This is a genomic window from Polaribacter sp. OB-PA-B3 (assembly GCF_054589375.1).
This window is the reverse complement of the sequence record NZ_BAAIIX010000001.1, coordinates 702,386-719,920: the sequence shown is the minus strand read 5'-3', so window position 1 is coordinate 719,920 and position 17,535 is coordinate 702,386. Positions and strand designations below refer to the sequence as shown.

At 29.7% G+C, this 17,535-nt stretch carries 16 protein-coding genes; 13 read left to right on the top strand and 3 right to left on the bottom strand.

Features of this window, described 5'->3' with window-relative positions; translation table 11 throughout:
* Positions 1–378: a hypothetical protein gene (locus ACYPV9_RS03040; RefSeq protein WP_459741551.1), complete on the top strand. Its 378-nt coding sequence runs from the start codon at positions 1–3 to the stop codon at positions 376–378.
* 14 nt (positions 379–392) lie between these two features.
* Here the strand turns inward: ACYPV9_RS03040 and ACYPV9_RS03035 are convergent, their stop codons facing one another.
* Positions 393–932, bottom strand: coding sequence for a hypothetical protein (locus ACYPV9_RS03035; RefSeq protein WP_459741550.1), 540 nt, complete (start codon positions 930–932; stop codon positions 393–395).
* A gap of 118 nt (positions 933–1,050) precedes the next feature.
* Between ACYPV9_RS03035 and ACYPV9_RS03030 the strand changes: the two genes are divergently transcribed.
* The gene (locus ACYPV9_RS03030; RefSeq protein WP_459741549.1) at positions 1,051–2,007 is read left to right on the top strand and encodes an L-threonylcarbamoyladenylate synthase; all 957 of its coding nucleotides are present in this window, start codon (positions 1,051–1,053) and stop codon (positions 2,005–2,007) included.
* Between the two features lies 1 nt (position 2,008).
* Here ACYPV9_RS03030 and ACYPV9_RS03025 read toward each other — a convergent pair whose 3' ends face one another.
* On the bottom strand, positions 2,009–4,639 hold the full coding sequence (locus ACYPV9_RS03025) for a DUF5916 domain-containing protein (RefSeq protein ID WP_459741548.1): 2,631 nt from the start codon (positions 4,637–4,639) through the stop codon (positions 2,009–2,011).
* Between the two features lie 243 nt (positions 4,640–4,882).
* On the opposite strand from ACYPV9_RS03025, the gene rplM reads away from it, so the two are divergent.
* The 11 genes from rplM (at position 4,883) to ACYPV9_RS02970 (ending at position 16,772) form a co-directional block, all read left to right on the top strand.
* Positions 4,883–5,338, top strand: coding sequence for a 50S ribosomal protein L13 (rplM, locus tag ACYPV9_RS03020; RefSeq protein ID WP_077811389.1), 456 nt, complete (start codon positions 4,883–4,885; stop codon positions 5,336–5,338).
* The gene (rpsI, locus tag ACYPV9_RS03015) at positions 5,338–5,724 is read left to right on the top strand and encodes a 30S ribosomal protein S9 (protein ID WP_077810287.1); all 387 of its coding nucleotides are present in this window, start codon (positions 5,338–5,340) and stop codon (positions 5,722–5,724) included. The genes rplM and rpsI overlap by 1 nt, the downstream gene beginning before the upstream one ends.
* A gap of 151 nt (positions 5,725–5,875) precedes the next feature.
* Positions 5,876–6,640, top strand: a complete 765-nt coding sequence (rpsB, locus tag ACYPV9_RS03010; protein ID WP_299062212.1) for a 30S ribosomal protein S2 — start codon at positions 5,876–5,878, stop codon at positions 6,638–6,640.
* A gap of 49 nt (positions 6,641–6,689) precedes the next feature.
* Positions 6,690–7,655 (top strand): translation elongation factor Ts, encoded by a 966-nt coding sequence (gene tsf / locus ACYPV9_RS03005; RefSeq protein WP_077810289.1) that lies wholly within the window; start codon positions 6,690–6,692, stop codon positions 7,653–7,655.
* 123 nt (positions 7,656–7,778) lie between these two features.
* Positions 7,779–8,489, top strand: coding sequence for a UMP kinase (gene pyrH, locus ACYPV9_RS03000; RefSeq protein ID WP_077810290.1), 711 nt, complete (start codon positions 7,779–7,781; stop codon positions 8,487–8,489).
* Positions 8,490–8,512: 23 nt separating this feature from the next.
* Positions 8,513–9,067 carry a ribosome recycling factor gene (frr, locus tag ACYPV9_RS02995; protein ID WP_299062225.1) on the top strand — a complete coding sequence of 185 codons (555 nt, stop codon included), beginning with the start codon at positions 8,513–8,515 and terminating at the stop codon, positions 9,065–9,067.
* A 94-nt stretch (positions 9,068–9,161) separates the two neighbouring features.
* Positions 9,162–11,537 (top strand): efflux RND transporter permease subunit, encoded by a 2,376-nt coding sequence (locus ACYPV9_RS02990; RefSeq protein ID WP_459741547.1) that lies wholly within the window; start codon positions 9,162–9,164, stop codon positions 11,535–11,537.
* Positions 11,538–11,731: 194 nt separating this feature from the next.
* Positions 11,732–13,165 (top strand): asparagine--tRNA ligase, encoded by a 1,434-nt coding sequence (asnS, locus tag ACYPV9_RS02985; RefSeq protein ID WP_459741660.1) that lies wholly within the window; start codon positions 11,732–11,734, stop codon positions 13,163–13,165.
* 9 nt (positions 13,166–13,174) lie between these two features.
* The gene (locus ACYPV9_RS02980; protein WP_459741546.1) at positions 13,175–14,710 is read left to right on the top strand and encodes a WG repeat-containing protein; all 1,536 of its coding nucleotides are present in this window, start codon (positions 13,175–13,177) and stop codon (positions 14,708–14,710) included.
* The gene (gene rpoN, locus ACYPV9_RS02975; protein WP_299062233.1) at positions 14,710–16,167 is read left to right on the top strand and encodes an RNA polymerase factor sigma-54; all 1,458 of its coding nucleotides are present in this window, start codon (positions 14,710–14,712) and stop codon (positions 16,165–16,167) included. Before ACYPV9_RS02980 ends, rpoN begins: the two co-directional genes overlap by 1 nt.
* A complete protein-coding gene (locus ACYPV9_RS02970) occupies positions 16,167–16,772 on the top strand; it encodes a hypothetical protein (protein WP_299062235.1) in 606 nt (201 codons plus the stop codon). Before rpoN ends, ACYPV9_RS02970 begins: the two co-directional genes overlap by 1 nt.
* On the opposite strand, the gene ACYPV9_RS02965 is transcribed toward ACYPV9_RS02970, so the two are convergent.
* Positions 16,764–17,441: a porin family protein gene (locus ACYPV9_RS02965; protein ID WP_459741545.1), complete on the bottom strand. Its 678-nt coding sequence runs from the start codon at positions 17,439–17,441 to the stop codon at positions 16,764–16,766. The two genes, ACYPV9_RS02970 and ACYPV9_RS02965, sit on opposite strands and share 9 nt — an antisense overlap.
* Between the last annotated feature and the right edge of the window lie 94 nt (positions 17,442–17,535).

The following is a 17,535-nucleotide window of genomic DNA, read 5'->3' as shown; positions in this document are numbered from 1 at the left end:
ATGAAATTAGACTACTTAGAAAACTACAACGGACTTCATGAAAATTTAGTTCGATTATATAATTTTGACAAAACAGAAGCCATTAAATTTAAGAATTTATTGGAGGAAATTGTTATCAATAAAAAACAGAAATTAAATTTAGCTGAAATAGATTTTATCGAGCCAATAAACTGCAATTTAATTTTTGGTTTATTTAAATCTGATGAAGGTATTTTAACAAAGAACAATGAAAATTTTTTCTGTATTTTAACCTTAGAAAGTTTTATTAAAATGATAACCTTAATAGAACCTTTTTGTAAAAAAGACACTAGAGCTCATCAATATTTATATGATGTAGACACACCTACAGATTTACTTTTTTGTCCTTCTGCTACTTAATATAGATAACTATTTTAAAAGAAAGAAAATCCGAAACCAAAAGAAACACTGTCTAAACGATTATTTTTAAATCCGTAGATACCTTTTCTATGAAAATCTATTCTAAAAATAGTGTTCCATCGTTTTTCTCCTGCAACTTGAATTCCGAAACCTAAACCATAATAATTACCATCAGTATACCTAGAAGAAGGCGTCCACATTTTACCGTATCTAACTTCTACAAAATGATTGTTATTTTCTTTTTCTGTTATATTATAACGTAAACTACCATACGTTGGAAAAGCATCTACATCATAATTAAAATGAAAATCGTACCCTCCATTTAAAGCAACAGCTACTCTTTTTCGAAACTCATAACCAAAACCAACTCTAAAAAAGAATGCAGAAGGCACAATAAGTGGTCCGTTACTATCATCATTACCAATTTCATAATCTTCATTTATACCAAGTGTAAAGTTTAAATCTGTGGTAAAAAAAGGTTGTCCTAATTTTTCTTGAGAGAGGGTAATTTGAAATGTAATAAATGTTAAAATTGTAAGTAGTGTTCTTTTCACTTGGTTGATTTTTTTGAGAATTAAGTCATCAATAACTATTCCGTTTTATACCAATCAATTAAAAGTTAATTTTCATTATTTCAAGAAATGAATTTTATATGTAATTTTGCAACCAATTATGAGCATAATATCTAAAGACATACAAAAAGCAGCACAATTATTAACTGATGAGAAGTTAGTAGCAATACCAACAGAAACAGTTTATGGATTAGCAGGTAACATTTTTAGTGAGAAAGCTATTAAAAGTATCTTTTCTACTAAAAAGAGACCTTTTTTTAACCCGTTAATTGTACATATCCCTTCTAAGGAGGCGCTAAAAGATATTGTTGTTGATATTCCAGAGAAAGCAAAATTATTAGCAGATGCTTTTTGGCCAGGTTCTATGACTTTAGTTTTAAAAAAGAATAAAAATATTCCTGATTTAATTACAGCAAGTAAAGATACTGTTGCTGTTCGTATACCAAATCATCCGTTAACATTACAACTTTTAAATAGTATAGATTTTCCTTTGGCAGCACCAAGTGCAAATCCTTTTGGTAGTATCAGTCCTACAAAACCAGAACATGTAGAAAGTTATTTTAAAAATGAAATTTCTCAGGTTATAGATGGCGGATCTTGTGCTAACGGAATAGAATCTACTATTATTGGTTTTAACAACGACGAACCAATTATTTACAGGTTAGGCGCTTTGGCTTTAGAAGAAATAGAAGCTGTTGTTGGTAAAATTACAATTTTAAATAAGAAAGAAGTTAAACCAGACGCACCCGGAATGTTGGCAAGACATTACGCGCCAAAAACTACAACATATTTAGTTGATGATGTTGCTACGGAAATACAAAAACACAATGATAAAAAAATTGGAGTTTTAGTATTTAATTCTTCTATTAACAACAATAAAGTGTCAGAAATTATTCTTTCTAAAAACAATTCCATGCAAGAAGCTGCAGCTAACTTGTACAACGCGATGCACACCTTAGACAGTAAAAATTTAGACATTATAATTGCAGAACGTTTTCCTAATAATGGTTTAGGAAAATCTATAAATGATAGATTACAACGCGCTACATTTAAATAATTTACCTTACAAATCTGTACGTTGCTTTTAATAAAAAAGTATCATTGGCAGGAACATCAAAAACTTGATTGCTTACACTATCAGTTAAAGAGTCGTTTATATTTTGAGAACCTGAAGAACCTCTAGCCCAAACTAAAAATAATTCCGAACCTGGTATATACTCCCATCTTACTACTAAGTTTGTTTGTAATTGTACAAATGAAAAATCTGGATTCGAAAACGAATACGTATTATTGTCTTGATTTTCATCAACAGTAAAAATACTTTTACCAGAAACTGTTGTGGTTTTAGATATCTGATTCTCATTATAGAAATTAACACGATCGTTTATAGATCTCGCTACAGAATTATTTACATAATTAAAGTTAGAATATCTACCTCTAGAAATATAAGGTTGTCCATAAAATTGAACAGAAAAATTAGGGTTTAAACTATAGTTTAATCTCAATGTAGATGACCAAGTATCATTTTTTATATTACCCAAAATATATCGTTTTAAACTACCAAAGTTTGCGGTAGAAACATATTGCGTTTTATCTTGAGTTTTACTTAAAGAATTATCTAAAGACATGCTAAAAGAATCAAAAGGTTGATAATTTATTCTAAAAGTATATCTGTTTCTATTAAAAACATTTTCTTCACTTTTTACTTTAAGATAACTAACTCTAAAACTAAATTTCTTACTTCTATCAGAATTTATCGAAGCATAATAAAAAATATCATCTGCAGCTCGCCAACGCGGACCACCTCTTAAGAAAGCATTTCTATGTATGCTACTACTAGAACCAAAACCACCGTTAGTAGACCAATTGTTTATCCAACTTACATTTCCTTGTAACTCATATCTAAATCGATTTAAATTACCTCCAAAATCATAACTTGTAGATTGCTCTAAACTTAAATTCATATTTCTATAAATATCCGTAGGAACTTGCCATAAATATCTAGCTTCTGTAAATTGAATCATCTCATCGGTTTGTCTTAAAAAACCAACATCATTTAGTTCTAATTCTGGAGATCGCCACACAAAACCTGCATTATAACGCCAATTACCACCACCTTGTTTACCTGCTTCTACTCTACCACCAGTACCCGTTAAAGAAGTTCTGTTTTCATCTAAAGCTACATAATCTGCATCTACTCTTTGAAATAATCTAGCAATTGATTGTTGTGTATTAGAAATTGCTTCTTTACTACCGTTAACACGACTTAAAATACCATTTCCTTCTATATAAAACTCTCTATCTTGCCAAGTATGTCTAAAATCTAAACCAGCTGTGTAAGCAGATGTATGCAACTCATTAAAATTACCATCTAAATTTCTATTTGTTGCCGTAGCAATACCACCTATATAAGAATTTCTCTCATTAAAATCTTTCTGTACTCTGGTAACAAAATAATTTGTTAAAGGCTCTACTATTTCTTCTCTAGTATTACCATCTACTTGTCTTATTTCTGCAAACTCATTGGCAGTAACACTTTCTAGAACACCAATAGACCATCCATTTTGTGTTTTACCAGAAAACTTTGCTGCTCCTAAAATTGTTGAGTTTTTTGGAACATCTGCAAACTCTCCCGCCTGCAAGTTGGCACCTCTATGTGGGTTTCTACCAATTCTTCTACTATAAAAAAGATTGTCTCTACCATTTGCAAACTGAAAATCGAAAATATTTTTATTCTCTACAAAAAAAGGTCTTTGTTCTCTAAAGAAAATTTGAAATCCGTCTAAAGCAATAGCTCCAGGATCTGCTTCTACTTGTCCGAAATCAGGATTAATAGTAAGATCTAAAGTTAAATCGTTTGTAATTCCGATTTTAGCATCTAAACCTGCATTTAATTTAAAATCACTTCCGTCTCTATATGGGTTATTTAGTTCTGCAGGATAATTATCGTATTGCAAAACAGTAAATGGCTGCACCTCTAATTGTTTTTGCGACACCAAATCTATTAAACCATGTAATTCTCCGGCCTCACTAATAAAACCAGCTTGATCATTAAGTATTCTTTGCCATAAAGACCTTTCTTGTAACCTAAAAATAGTTCTATTAACATTAAAACCCCAAATTTGTTCTTTAGCATTACCAAAACGTAATTGACTAAACGGAATTTTCATTTCCGCAGTCCATCCTTTATCATCTACTTGTGCATCTGTGTACCAAATAGGATTCCAACTAGCATCAAAATTATCTCCATTTCCTGTTACAATTTCTTCACCTTTAACTCCGGCAGCAGTAGTTGTAAATGCAAAAGCGGTTCTTTTATCGTGATAACTATCTATAATTACATTTATTCTGTCTCCTGCAAAACCATCCCTTCTACTTAATCTTTGTTGAATTAATTCTGGATTTGCATCTAAAGCCCTTAATGCAATGTATAAGTATTTAGCATCGTACATAACTTTAAACATTGTTTGGTGTGCGGGTGGTGTGCCTTCATCTGGGGTTTTTTCTACAAAATCAGAAGACCATTCTACCACATTCCAGGCATCATCAGAAATATCACCATCTATAATTGGTACTTTTTTAAGTTTTTTTGTTGTGTAAATTCTTTTAGGTACTTTATTTTGAGAGATTTCTTGTGCACTTAGGCAAAATGCAGTAAAAACAGTTATTAATGTGATTAAAAACTTCATGTAATTTTGGGTTGATTTTTCATCAAAAAAAACTCTTTTTTTGATTTTGCAAAAGTACCTTACTAATATGGTAAAGTTTTCTTAAGATTCTGTTAATTTTAAAAACTTTAAAAACAGTAAATTAACCTCAAAAAAAATAATCTAAAACTCTATTTGTCAATTAAATAAATAGCATTACATTTGCACTCCTTTTTTAAGGAAAATGAATATTATTAATAATTGACAAAAACTAATAGTGTAATTATGAACACATTAAGTTACAAAACAGTATCAGCAAACAGCGCTACCGTAAACAAGGAGTGGGTTTTAGTTGATGCGGACGGGCAAACGTTGGGTCGTCTAGCTTCTAAAGTAGCTAAGCTAATTAGAGGTAAATACAAGCCAAACTTTACTCCTCACGTAGATTGTGGAGACAACGTGGTTATTATCAACGCAGAAAAAATTAACCTTACTGGAAACAAGTGGAGAGACAAATCTTACATTCGTCACACAGGTTACCCAGGAGGACAAAGATCATTAACTGCTACAGAAATGTTTGAGAAAGATCCTACAAGATTGATCGAAAAAGCAGTTAAAGGGATGTTACCAAAAAATACTTTGGGAAGCGCTTTATACAGAAACTTGTATGTATATGCAGGTACAGAGCACAAACAAGCAGGTCAAGAACCTAAAGCTATTAACCTAAACGATCTTAAATAATGGATACAGTTCACAAAATAGGTAGAAGAAAAACAGCTGTTGCTCGTATTTATCTTACAGAAGGTAAAGGTAACATTACTGTAAACAAGAAAGACTATAAAAGTTATTTTACTACTGGAACTTTACAATATAAAGTTCAGCAACCTTTAATGTTAACAGAAAACTTAGAATCTTACGATATTAAGGTTAACGTATATGGTGGTGGTATCACAGGACAAGCAGAAGCTATCCGTTTAGCAATCACTAGAGCTTTAGTTTCTATTGATGCAGACCATAGAGCTGTCTTAAAACCAGAAGGATTATTAACGCGTGACCCAAGAATGGTTGAACGTAAGAAATTCGGTCAGAAGAAAGCACGTAAAAAATTCCAATTCTCGAAACGTTAATATATTTGCAAAATTTATTTTGCATTATATTTTATCGAGAACTGTTATTATTACAAACAATTAATATTAAACAGTTTAGTATCTAAATATATAAGACTCGTAAGACTACTTATATATTGATTTCAAAACAGAAAGTAAACACATTTATAAAATGGCAAACGTAAACATTCAAGAATTATTAGATAGTGGTGTACACTTCGGACACCTTACTAGAAAATGGAACCCAAACATGGCTCCTTATATTTATACAGAAAGAAATGGTGTTCACATCATCGATTTGTATAAAACTGCAGCTAAAATAGAAGAAACTTCAGAAGCTTTAAAAAAGATTGCTAACTCTGGACGTAAAATTTTATTTGTTGCTACTAAAAAGCAAGCTAAAGATATAGTTGCAGAAAAAGCAAAAGCAGTTAGCATGCCTTACATTACAGAAAGATGGCCTGGGGGAATGTTAACTAACTTTGTTACTATTAGAAAAGCTGTTAAAAAAATGGCTCAGATAGATAGAATGAAGACTGATGGTTCTTTTGATGCATTATCTAAAAGAGAAAAATTACAAATTAATCGTCAAAGAGAAAAATTAGAAAAGAATTTAGGTTCTATTTCTGATATGACTCGTTTACCTGGTGCATTATTTGTAGTAGACATCAAAAAAGAGCACATTGCTGTAGCTGAAGCTCAAAAATTAAACATTCCAATTTTTGCAATGGTAGATACAAACTCTGATCCAAGACAAGTAGACTACGTAATTCCTGCAAATGATGATGCTTCTAAGTCTATAGACAAAGTATTATCTTTTGTTACAGATGCAGTTGCAGAAGGTTTATCTGATAGAAAAGCAGATAAAGAAAAAGTAAAAGAAGCAAAAGCAGAAGCTCCAAAAAAAGCAGAAGCTGCTACAGAAGAAAAAAAATAATTTAATAACTAATTAGAAACCTTAAGTTTCTAAATAAAAAAAAAGTGACATGGTAAAAGTAAGTGCTGCTGACGTTAAAAAATTAAGAGAAGCAACTGGAGCTGGAATGATGGACTGTAAAAAGGCATTAGTAGAAGCAGAAGGAAACTTTGACGAAGCAATAAACATTTTACGTAAAAAAGGTCAAAAAATTGCTGCAAAAAGAGCTGATAGAGAATCTACAGAAGGTGTTGCAGTAACTAGAATTAATGACTCTAAAACAGAAGGTGTAGCAATCGTATTAGCTTGTGAAACTGATTTTGTTGGTAAAAACGAATCTTTTGTAGCTTTAGGTGGTCAATTTGCAGACATCGCTTTAAATTACGCAGACAAAGAATCTTTTTTAGCTGCCGATTTTGGAGGAATGACTGTTGCTGATAAATTAGTTGAGCAAACTGGTGTAATTGGAGAAAAGTTAGAAATAACTGCTTTCGAAAAAGTAGAAGCTGCTTACGTAGGTGCTTATACTCACATTGGTAAAATTGCTGCACTAGTTGGTTTATCTGCTGTTGTAGATAACGCCGAAACTTTATCTAAAGATCTTGCAATGCAAATTGCATCTATGGGAGCAACAACTTTATCTTATAAAGATTTAGATCCTGCTTATGTAGCTGCAGAAACTGAAGCTAGAATTGCAGTAATCGAAAAAGATAATATTGAATTAGGTAGATTAGGAAAAACTTTAAAAAATGTTCCTCAATTTATTTCTATGTCTCAATTATCTGATGAAGTTTTAGCAAAAGCTGAAGAAGATGCGAAAGCAGAATTAAAAGCAGAAGGAAAACCAGAACAAATCTGGGATAGAATTTTACCAGGTAAAATGGAAAGATTCATTTCTGACAACACTACTTTAGATACAGAACAATGTCTATTAGATCAATCTTTTATTAAAGATGAAAAGAAGACTGTTGCACAATACGTTAAAACGTTTGGTGATGTAGAAGTATCTACTTTTAAAAGAGTTACTTTAGGATAAATTTATTCTAAAAAACATATTTTTCTAACCTCGTTATCAAATATTTGATAACGAGGTTTTTTTATTTTCAAAAAAAGAAAATCAAAAAAAAAACGTAATTTTGCACAACTCTTAAAATAAACTATGCAATATAAAAGAATACTCTTAAAATTAAGTGGTGAGGCACTTATGGGAGAAAGACAATATGGTATCGATCCAAAACGACTTTCTGAATACGCCAAAGAAATTAAAGAAGTAATAGCAAAAGGTATTGAAGTAGCAATTGTTATTGGAGGTGGTAATATCTTTAGAGGTGTTGCTGGTGCAGCAAACGGTATGGATCGTGTACAAGGAGACCATATGGGTATGTTAGCAACTTGTATTAATGGTTTAGCTTTGCAAAGTGCGCTTGAAGATGAAGGTGTTTATACAAGATTGCAAACAGCTTTAGAAATTAAAGAAATTGCAGAACCATACATTAAAAGAAGAGCTATTAGACATTTAGAAAAAGGTAGAGTTGTAATTTTTGGTGCTGGAACTGGTAACCCGTATTTTACTACAGATACAGCTGCAGTTTTAAGAGCTATCGAAATAGATGCAGATGCGATATTAAAAGGAACTCGTGTAGATGGTGTTTACAATGAAGATCCAGAAAAAAACAAAGACGCTATTAAATTTGACACCATAACTTTTAAAGAAGTTATCGAAAAAGGTTTAAAAGTAATGGATATGACTGCATTTACTTTAAGTGAAGAAAATAAATTACCAATAATTGTATTTGACATGAATACCAACGGAAACTTATTAAAATTAGTTTCAGGTGAAAAAATTGGTACTATTGTTGATAATCAATAAGAAAAATCTTTAAATTTAGAAAGATGAACGAAGAAGTTGAATTTATATTAGACACAACTAAAGAAGCAATGAATAATGCAATTGCTCATTTAGAAAAAGAATTAAGAACTATTAGAGCCGGTAAAGCTACACCTGCAATGTTAGGTAATGTTATGGTAGATTACTATGGTTCTCAAACTCCGTTAGGGCAAGTTGCAAACGTAAGTACACCAGACCCTAGAACTATTGCAATACAACCTTGGGAAAAAAATATGTTACAACCTATAGAAAAAGCAATTATGGTTGCTAATTTAGGTTTTAACCCAATGAATAATGGTGATATTATAATGATTAATGTACCGCCTTTAACAGAAGAAAGAAGAATAAACTTAGCTAAACAAGCTAAAGCAGAAGCTGAAAATGCTAAAATTGGTATTAGAAATGCAAGAAAAGATGCAAATAACGATATCAAGAAAACAGATATTTCAGACGATTTAAAAAAAGCCTCTGAAGCAGATATTCAAAAGCTAACAGATTCTTATGTTAAAATAACAGAAGAAAAATTAGCAATTAAAGAAAAAGAAATTATGACAGTTTAAAAACTGTTAATTTAAAAGGTGTTTTTAATAAAAACACCTTTTTTTTGGTTTAAACCCAACTTCAAATTAGTTACCTTTGCAGAAATTTTTTTAAATGAATTTCTGGACAAAAGCAGCTGGTTTAATATTAAGAAACCGATACCTGGTTTTATTAATAATTGCATTAATTACAGCTTTTTTAGCATCTCAAATGAAGTATATGAAGTTTTCATATACCGAAGCAAATCTTTTACCAGAAGATCATGCTGCAAATCTAGAATACAATAAATTCTTAGAAATTTTTGGTGAAGAAGGCAATTTAGTAATCTTAGGTGTTAAAGATTCAACCGTATTTACACCAGAAAAATTTAATGCTTGGAATAAATTAGTAGAACAATTTGATGCCAGAGAAGAAATTGATTTTACAGTTTCTATTGCCGATGTACAAAAATTAAAAGCAGATAGAAAGAAGAGAAAATTTATTTTAGAACCTCTTTACGAAGAAAATCCGACCACCAAAGAAGAAGTAAATGCAATAAAAAAACAACTTTTTGAAAAACTTCCTTTTTACGACAATCTACTTTATAATAAAGAAACAGGTACCTTACAAACTGCAATTTATATTAAAAAGGAAATAATAAATACACCACAGAGAAGAGATTTTATTTTTGATGTTTTAATTCCTGCAATTGAAAAGTTTGAAAAAGAAAATGAATTAGATGTTAGAGTTTCTGGTATGCCATATATTAGAACTTTAAATGCACAAAATATTCAAGATGAAATTTTACTTTTTGTAGTTGGTGCCTTAGGTATTACGGCACTCATATTTTTCTTTTTCTTTAGATCTTTTAGAGCGACATTTATAACTCTTTTAGTTGTTCTTATTGGTGTAATTTGGGCTTTCGGTTTTATAGGATTGTTTAGATATGAAATTACGGTTTTATCTGCATTAATTCCTCCATTAATTATAGTTATTGGTGTACCAAATGCTGTTTTTCTTATCAACAAATATCAACAAGAAATAAAGAAGCATGGTCAGCAAGCAAAAGCATTACAAAGGGTAATCTCTAAAATTGGTAACGCTACTTTAATGACAAACATTACTACGGCTTCTGGTTTTGCAACGTTTGTATTTGTAAAAAGTAATTTACTTAGAGAGTTTGGTATTCTAGCTTCTGTAAATATAATTAGTATCTTTATTTTGGCATTATTAATAATACCTATCATTTATAGTTTTATGCCACTTCCTAAGAAAAAACACCTGAACCATTTAGAAAAAAAATGGATTGAGAATGTGGTGAATTGGATGGAAAAAATGGTAAAAAACCAAAGAATTACCATTTATTTTGCAACAGTTATTGTTATTGTTTTAGGTATAATTGGTGTTTATAAAATTAGAGTTTCTGGTAGTTTAATAGAAGACATGCCTAAGAAAATGGATTTCTATAAAGACATTCGTTTTTTTGAAAAAGAGTTTGGTGGTATTATGCCTTTAGAGATTTTAATTGATACGAAAAAAGATAAAGGAGTCATGAAACTTTCAACTTTAAAAAAGATGGAAGAACTGAATGAAACTATTGAGACTTTTCCAGAATTATCTAAACCAATTTCTGTTGTAAACCTAGTTAAGTATTCTAAACAGGCTTATTATAAAGGAAATCCGAGATATTATCAGTTACCAACAAATCAAGAGCAGAGTTATATTTTTTCTTACACAAAAAACTCTAACAGCGATGCTGGTATGCTTAAAACCTTTGTAGATTCTACAGGTAGATATGCGAGAATTACAACTTTTATGAAAGATATTGGTACCGATAAAATGGATATCATTCAAGAACGATTAAAAGCAGTTATCGCAAAAGAATTTCCAGAAGATAAGTATACAGTTTCTTTAACTGGTAAGGCTTTGGTTTTTATAAAAGGGACTAATTACCTGATTAACAATTTAGTAATCTCTTTGTCATTAGCTATTTTACTGATTGCAATATTTATGGCGTGGATGTTTAGATCACCACAAATGATCTTAATTTCTTTGATACCAAACATGCTTCCTTTATTAATTACTGCAGGTTTAATGGGCTTTTTAGACATCCCTATAAAACCATCTACAATTTTAGTATTTAGTATTGCTTTTGGTATTTCTGTTGATGATACCATTCATTTTTTAGCAAAATATAGACAAGAATTAATAGCTAATAGATGGAAAATTAAACCTTCTGTATATTCAGCATTAAAAGAAACTGGTGTAAGTATGTTTTACACTTCTATAGTTTTATTTTTTGGCTTTTTAGTATTTACACTTTCTAGTTTTGGTGGTACAATTGCTTTGGGCGGTTTGGTTTCTGTAACCTTACTTTTAGCCATGGTTTCTAACCTACTTTTACTACCATCTTTGTTACTTACTTTTGAAAAGAAAATTGCAAACAAGAAGGTATTTAAAGAACCTAAAATGAGAATTTTCCCTCCGAAGGAAGATAAAATCGAAGAATAAAAATTTTATTTATCAGATAATAAAAACCAGACATTTCTAAATGTCTGGTTTTTTGTTTTTCGTCGAAAAAAACTTTAGTTTTTAATCAATCATCAGATTAACTCAACGCTAATAATTGTACTTAATCCTTCAAAAAAAAGTATATTTGCTTTATTAGTAAAAGACAATTTTCGAATACAATATATATTAAGATGATGACGAATAATAACGTAGCAGAATTATTAGAATCTGGTAAAGTTTTACAAGAGGTAACAATAAAAGGTTGGGTAAGAACTTTTAGAAGTAATCGTTTTATTGCTTTAAATGACGGTTCAACAATTAATAATATTCAATGTGTAATAGATTTTGAAAACACATCCGAAGAAACACTAAAAAGAATTACAACTGGTGCAGCAGTATCTATAAAAGGAGTTATTGCAGAAAGCCAAGGTAAAGGGCAATCTGTAGAGATTCAGGTTTCTGAAATTGAAATACTTGGAGACTCAAATCCAGATGAATATCCTATTCAGCCTAAAAAACATAGTTTCGAATTTTTAAGAGAAAATGCACATTTACGTGTTAGAACAAATACATTTAGTGCAGTAATGCGAGTGCGATCTAAACTATCTTTTGCTGTTCATAAATATTTTCAAGACAACGGTTTTAACTACGTAAACACACCAATTGTTACAGGTTCTGATGCAGAAGGTGCTGGTGAAATGTTTAGAGTTACTTCTTTTGAAGATAACAAAGCGCCAGTTACAGAAGATGGTAAGATTGATTATTCTAAAGACTTCTTCGGTAAAGAAACAAACCTAACAGTTTCTGGTCAATTAGAAGCAGAAACATATGCAATGGCTTTAGGAAAAGTGTATACTTTTGGGCCAACTTTTAGAGCAGAAAACTCAAATACAACTAGACACTTAGCAGAATTTTGGATGATAGAACCAGAAGTTGCATTTATGGATTTAGACGGAAATATGGATCTTGCAGAAGATTTTATCAAGTCTGTTTTATCGTATGTTTTAGAGCATTGTAAAGAAGATTTAGCATTTTTAGACCAACGTTTTACTCAAGAAGAAAAAACAAAACCTCAATTGCAAAGAAGCGAAATGAGTTTGTTAGAGAAATTAAAGTTTGTTGCAGATAACAATTTTAAACGTGTATCTTATACAGAAGCAATCGATATTTTAAGAAATTCTAAACCTAATAAAAAGAAAAAATTTCAATTTCCAATTAACGAATGGGGTGCAGATTTACAATCTGAACACGAACGTTATCTAGTTGAAAAACATTTTAAATGCCCAGTGATTTTGTTTGATTATCCTGCAAATATTAAAGCTTTTTACATGCGTTTAAATGAAGACGGAAAAACAGTTAGAGCTATGGATGTACTTTTCCCTGGAATTGGTGAAATGGTTGGTGGTGCACAACGTGAAGAACGTTATGATGTATTAGTAGAAAAAATGAAGGCTATGAACATTGATGAAAAAGAACTTTGGTGGTATTTAGACTTAAGAAAGTTTGGTACAGCTGTTCACTCTGGTTTTGGATTAGGTTTCGAAAGACTAGTTCAATTTACAACCGGAATGGGAAATATTAGAGACGTTATTCCGTTCCCTAGAACACCACAAAACGCTGAATTTTAAAGAATAAACATGAAGAACTTATCTATTTTAAGCTTTATTACTTGTATACTTTTTTCTAACATCTCTTTTTCGCAAGAAGTCGTAGAAGTCGAAGAAACAGTAATAGAAACTACAGAAGCTGATAATAATTACAGTAGAAGTAGAAGAAATGTAAAAAACATTTACAAAAAAGGAGAGCATTTTTTAACAGGTAACATAGATAATGAAATCTATATTATAAAAAACAATAGCACCAAATTGTATGGTTTACAAGATTATGAAGGTAATCTTTTAGTAAGACCAATGTTTAAAAGCATTAATAAATATAGTTCTTCTAAAAACAGAATAGTTGCTAGTTTAGATTATTCTAAAAATGGAGTTATCGATAGAAAAGGAGAAATTATTATTCCTTTTGAATTTTCTAGCATAACTTCTCAGAAAGACAAACAGTTTTTTATACTAGGTAGAAGCTATAGTAACTATGAAATTGTAGACTACAATGGTAAACCTGTTTTAAACGGAAACTTTGAAAGGATAACTGTTTATGATGATAATATTAAGGTTAAAAGAAACGATGCCTACGGAATTTATAAAGATAATGGAGAGATATTGTTACCAATCGTATACGACAAAATAGATTACAGCTCTAGCAATAAACATTTTAGTGTTACAAAAAACGGAGTTCCTTCAATTCTAACAAATGATGGTAAAAATTTATTTAGAAATAATTATGAAGAAGTAAAGAAGTTTGGTAGTTACAGAAGTTACGAATATTTGGTAGTTAAAAACAACAAAAAAGGAGTTATAAACCTTGATGAACAAGCTATTATTCCAATAAAGTTTGATGAAGTAAGTACCAAAAGTAATTACCACTTATATACAGTTAAAGAAAATGATTTATGGGGTGTTTATGATTCTTATTTTGATAAATATCTTATAAAACCTGTTTACAAAGAAATTCATCAATTATCTAAAATACAATATCTTTTAACATCTTCGGATAAGAAAATCATCAGAAATATAAAGTTTAAGACAAATACAGATGTTAGTAAATACAACTTTAATGATTATTATTTAAGTAATGCTACTTATTTAAAGACAAAACAAGACAACAAATACGGTCTAATCAATATAAATACAGGTAAATTAATTGTACCAACAAAATATGATAGAGTTCGTGTTTATAACAATTTTATCTCTGGTTATAACGAGCAGAATAAAAAGTATACAGCCTACAGCAGCAATGGTAAAATAACTGTAAAAGATTTTAATAACAGTAAAAATCTTACTACAAAACTTTACAAAATCACTAAAAAAGGAAAAGCAGGGTTAATTTATGATGGAAATTTAATTGCTGATGTTAAATACGATATCGTTACCTATTATAGAAATGTAAAATTGACTATCTTAGTTAAAAATTCTAGTTATAGTTTACTAGATCATAAAACTGGTAAAACTCTAATAAAAGATTCTAAAGATAGAATTACTATAAATTCTGCTACCAATAAAATAAAACATAATAACAAAAATTATTTCTACTCTTCAGGTAAATTAAAAGAAGAATAATGCTAAAACAAAGTCTAAATTATAAATTATTACAAAAATTATCTCCTCAGCAAATTCAGTTGATGAAGTTAATTCAATTGCCTACGCAAGCATTTGAAGAACGCTTAAAACAAGAAATTGAAGAGAATCCTGCGTTAGATACAGGTAAAGAGAATTCAGATAGTTTAGATGATGATTTATCTAATGAATATGATGATGCTGGTACAGAAAAAATTGAAGCAGAAGATATTAATATAGACGAATATTTAAGCGACGACGAAATACCAAACTATAAAACACAAGCAAATAATTATTCTGCAGATGATGAAGATAAGAATGTACCTTATGCTGCTGGTACAAGTTTTCATCAATCTTTAAAAAACCAATTAAATACTTTTACCCTCGATGATGAAGAACGAGCGATAGCAGAATTTTTAGTAGGAAGTATAGATGATAGTGGTTACATAAGAAGAGAAATTATAGATCTTGTAGATGATTTAGCTTTTACCGCAAACGTTTTTACTACAGAAGAAAAAGTAATAAAAGTTTTAAAGAAAGTAGTTCATAAATTAGATCCATTAGGTGTTGGTGCAAGAGACCTTAAAGAATGCCTTATTATACAACTTAAAGCAAAAGATAAAACAAAGTTTAGAAGTTTATCAATTGAAATTTTAGAAAACGCTTTTGATCATTTTGTAAAAAAACATTACAAGAAACTTCAAGAAAAATTTAATATTTCAGAAGAGGAATTAAAAGAAGTTAACAAAGAAATTTCTAAATTAAATCCTAAACCTGGTAGTTCTTACGCTGGTAATAATAAAATTGCAGAACAAATTGTACCCGATTTTTCTATAAAGTTAATAGACGGAGAATTAGACTTGACTTTAAACTCTAGAAATGCTCCAGAATTACATGTTTCTAGAGAATATAACAACATGCTAAAAGGTTACCAAGAATCTACGGTAAAATCTAAGTCACAAAAAGATGCAGTCTACTTTATAAAACAAAAACTAGATGCTGCAAAATGGTTTATAGATGCTATTAGACAAAGGCAACAAACGTTGTTAGTAACCATGAATACGATTATGCATTATCAATACGAATATTTCTTAACAGGAGATGAGCGTAAATTAAAACCAATGATTTTAAAGGATATTGCTGATAAGATTGACATGGACGTTTCAACCGTTTCTAGAGTTGCAAACAGTAAATATGTTTCTACACCTTACGGAACAAAATTAATCAAAGAATTCTTCTCAGAATCGATGAAAAACGATCAGGGGGAAGATGTTTCTACTAAAGAAATTAAGAAAATACTTGAAACTGTTATCGCCGAAGAAAATAAAAAGAAACCATTAACTGATGAAAAACTTGCAGGAATTCTCAAAGAAAAAGGATATCCAATTGCAAGAAGAACGGTAGCAAAATATAGAGAGCAATTAGATTTACCAGTAGCTCGATTGAGAAAAGAAATTTAGTGGAAAAATTTTACAAAATAATATCTGTAATTTTTCACCCAATTGTGATACCAACTATTGGCGTTTTACTATACTTTATACTTATACCTAGCAATTATCCAAGTAATTTAAAGCTTACACTACTAAGTCTAATTTTTGTAATGACTTATTTAGTGCCTCTGTTAATTTTAATATTATTTAAAAAATTAAAACTGATAGAATCTTTTAATGCACACACCATAAAAGAAAGAAAGTTACCCGTTGCAATGATGATCATTTTATTTTATTTATTGGGTAATACTATTTCAAATATTGGTTCAATGAAAGATATAAGCTTGTTGTTTTATGCTACAAGCGCAGCATTAATGTTACTATACTTTTTATTTATTTTTAAAATTAAAACGAGTATTCACTTATTGTCTTTAGGAATTTCTACAGCTTTTTTTTTGATTATAGATATAAATAGTTCCAGTAACTTTCCATTCGTAATAATCGTGAATATTTTGATAGCTGGCATCGTTGCAAATGCAAGATTATTCTTAAAAGCACATAATCCTTCAGAAGTATATATTGGCTTCTTAACGGGCTTTTTTTCTACTGTTATAACCTATAATATGTTACAGTAAGTAAAAGATTAAACCAAACTTTAAAACTTTTGTGTTTATGGTTTCTCCATTAATAGATGCATCTTTAAAAATTGGTGTCAAGCCATAAAATATGTTGATGTTAAACTCATCATAGCCCGCTGAAAAAGTTAATCCGTATTGTAAATTATTAAAACTATTTACATTCTTGTAGGATATTTCATTTGAATTAGAAGTAGTATAATCAAACTTATTAGAAAGATTATATAAGAGTTTTAATCCTGTATAAATACGCCAAAAACTGTATTTTTTTGCTGTAGAAGTTCTCCATCTAAACTCTAAAGGAAATTCTAAATTGTGAACTTTAAATTTATTATTAATAAGATCTGATGCTGTTGAGAAAAGAGTTTCATCATTAAATTCGTCAACTTTTAATTCATGGCTAAAATAATCGTATCCATAACCTATTCCTAAACCTATAGCCAAAGTTCCATCTTTATTTAATATGATATCCTTTATAAATCCAGTAGATAATGAGTACGAAAAATTACTTTTTGAAATTGTTGAAGGTTGCTCACTTAATTGACTATAATGAACAGACAAATACAATTGATCATCAGCATAATAATCGCCTATATTTAAAGAGTCCTTTTGGCTGTAGATAGAAAAGCAACAAAGAATTATAATACTATGTAAAACTATTAATTTCATAAAAAGATTAACGAATATAAAATTACATTATTTTGAAAAAATTATTTAAATATAAAACAAAAAAAGGGTAATTCTAAGAATTACCCTTTTTTGA

Bases quoted from the DNA above. Each gene is read 5' to 3' on its own strand.
- ACYPV9_RS03025 (WP_459741548.1), bottom strand. From the start codon at position 4,639: ATGAAGTTTTTAATCACATTAATAACTGTTTTTACTGCATTTTGCCTA.
- rpsI (WP_077810287.1), top strand. From the start codon at position 5,338: ATGGATACAGTTCACAAAATAGGTAGAAGAAAAACAGCTGTTGCTCGT.
- asnS (WP_459741660.1), top strand. From the start codon at position 11,732: ATGACGAATAATAACGTAGCAGAATTATTAGAATCTGGTAAAGTTTTA.
- tsf (WP_077810289.1), top strand. From the start codon at position 6,690: ATGGTAAAAGTAAGTGCTGCTGACGTTAAAAAATTAAGAGAAGCAACT.
- ACYPV9_RS03030 (WP_459741549.1), top strand. From the start codon at position 1,051: ATGAGCATAATATCTAAAGACATACAAAAAGCAGCACAATTATTAACT.
- ACYPV9_RS02980 (WP_459741546.1), top strand. From the start codon at position 13,175: ATGAAGAACTTATCTATTTTAAGCTTTATTACTTGTATACTTTTTTCT.
- pyrH (WP_077810290.1), top strand. From the start codon at position 7,779: ATGCAATATAAAAGAATACTCTTAAAATTAAGTGGTGAGGCACTTATG.
- frr (WP_299062225.1), top strand. From the start codon at position 8,513: ATGAACGAAGAAGTTGAATTTATATTAGACACAACTAAAGAAGCAATG.
- ACYPV9_RS02990 (WP_459741547.1), top strand. From the start codon at position 9,162: ATGAATTTCTGGACAAAAGCAGCTGGTTTAATATTAAGAAACCGATAC.
- rpoN (WP_299062233.1), top strand. From the start codon at position 14,710: ATGCTAAAACAAAGTCTAAATTATAAATTATTACAAAAATTATCTCCT.
- rpsB (WP_299062212.1), top strand. From the start codon at position 5,876: ATGGCAAACGTAAACATTCAAGAATTATTAGATAGTGGTGTACACTTC.
- ACYPV9_RS03040 (WP_459741551.1), top strand. From the start codon at position 1: ATGAAATTAGACTACTTAGAAAACTACAACGGACTTCATGAAAATTTA.
- ACYPV9_RS02965 (WP_459741545.1), bottom strand. From the start codon at position 17,441: ATGAAATTAATAGTTTTACATAGTATTATAATTCTTTGTTGCTTTTCT.
- rplM (WP_077811389.1), top strand. From the start codon at position 4,883: ATGAACACATTAAGTTACAAAACAGTATCAGCAAACAGCGCTACCGTA.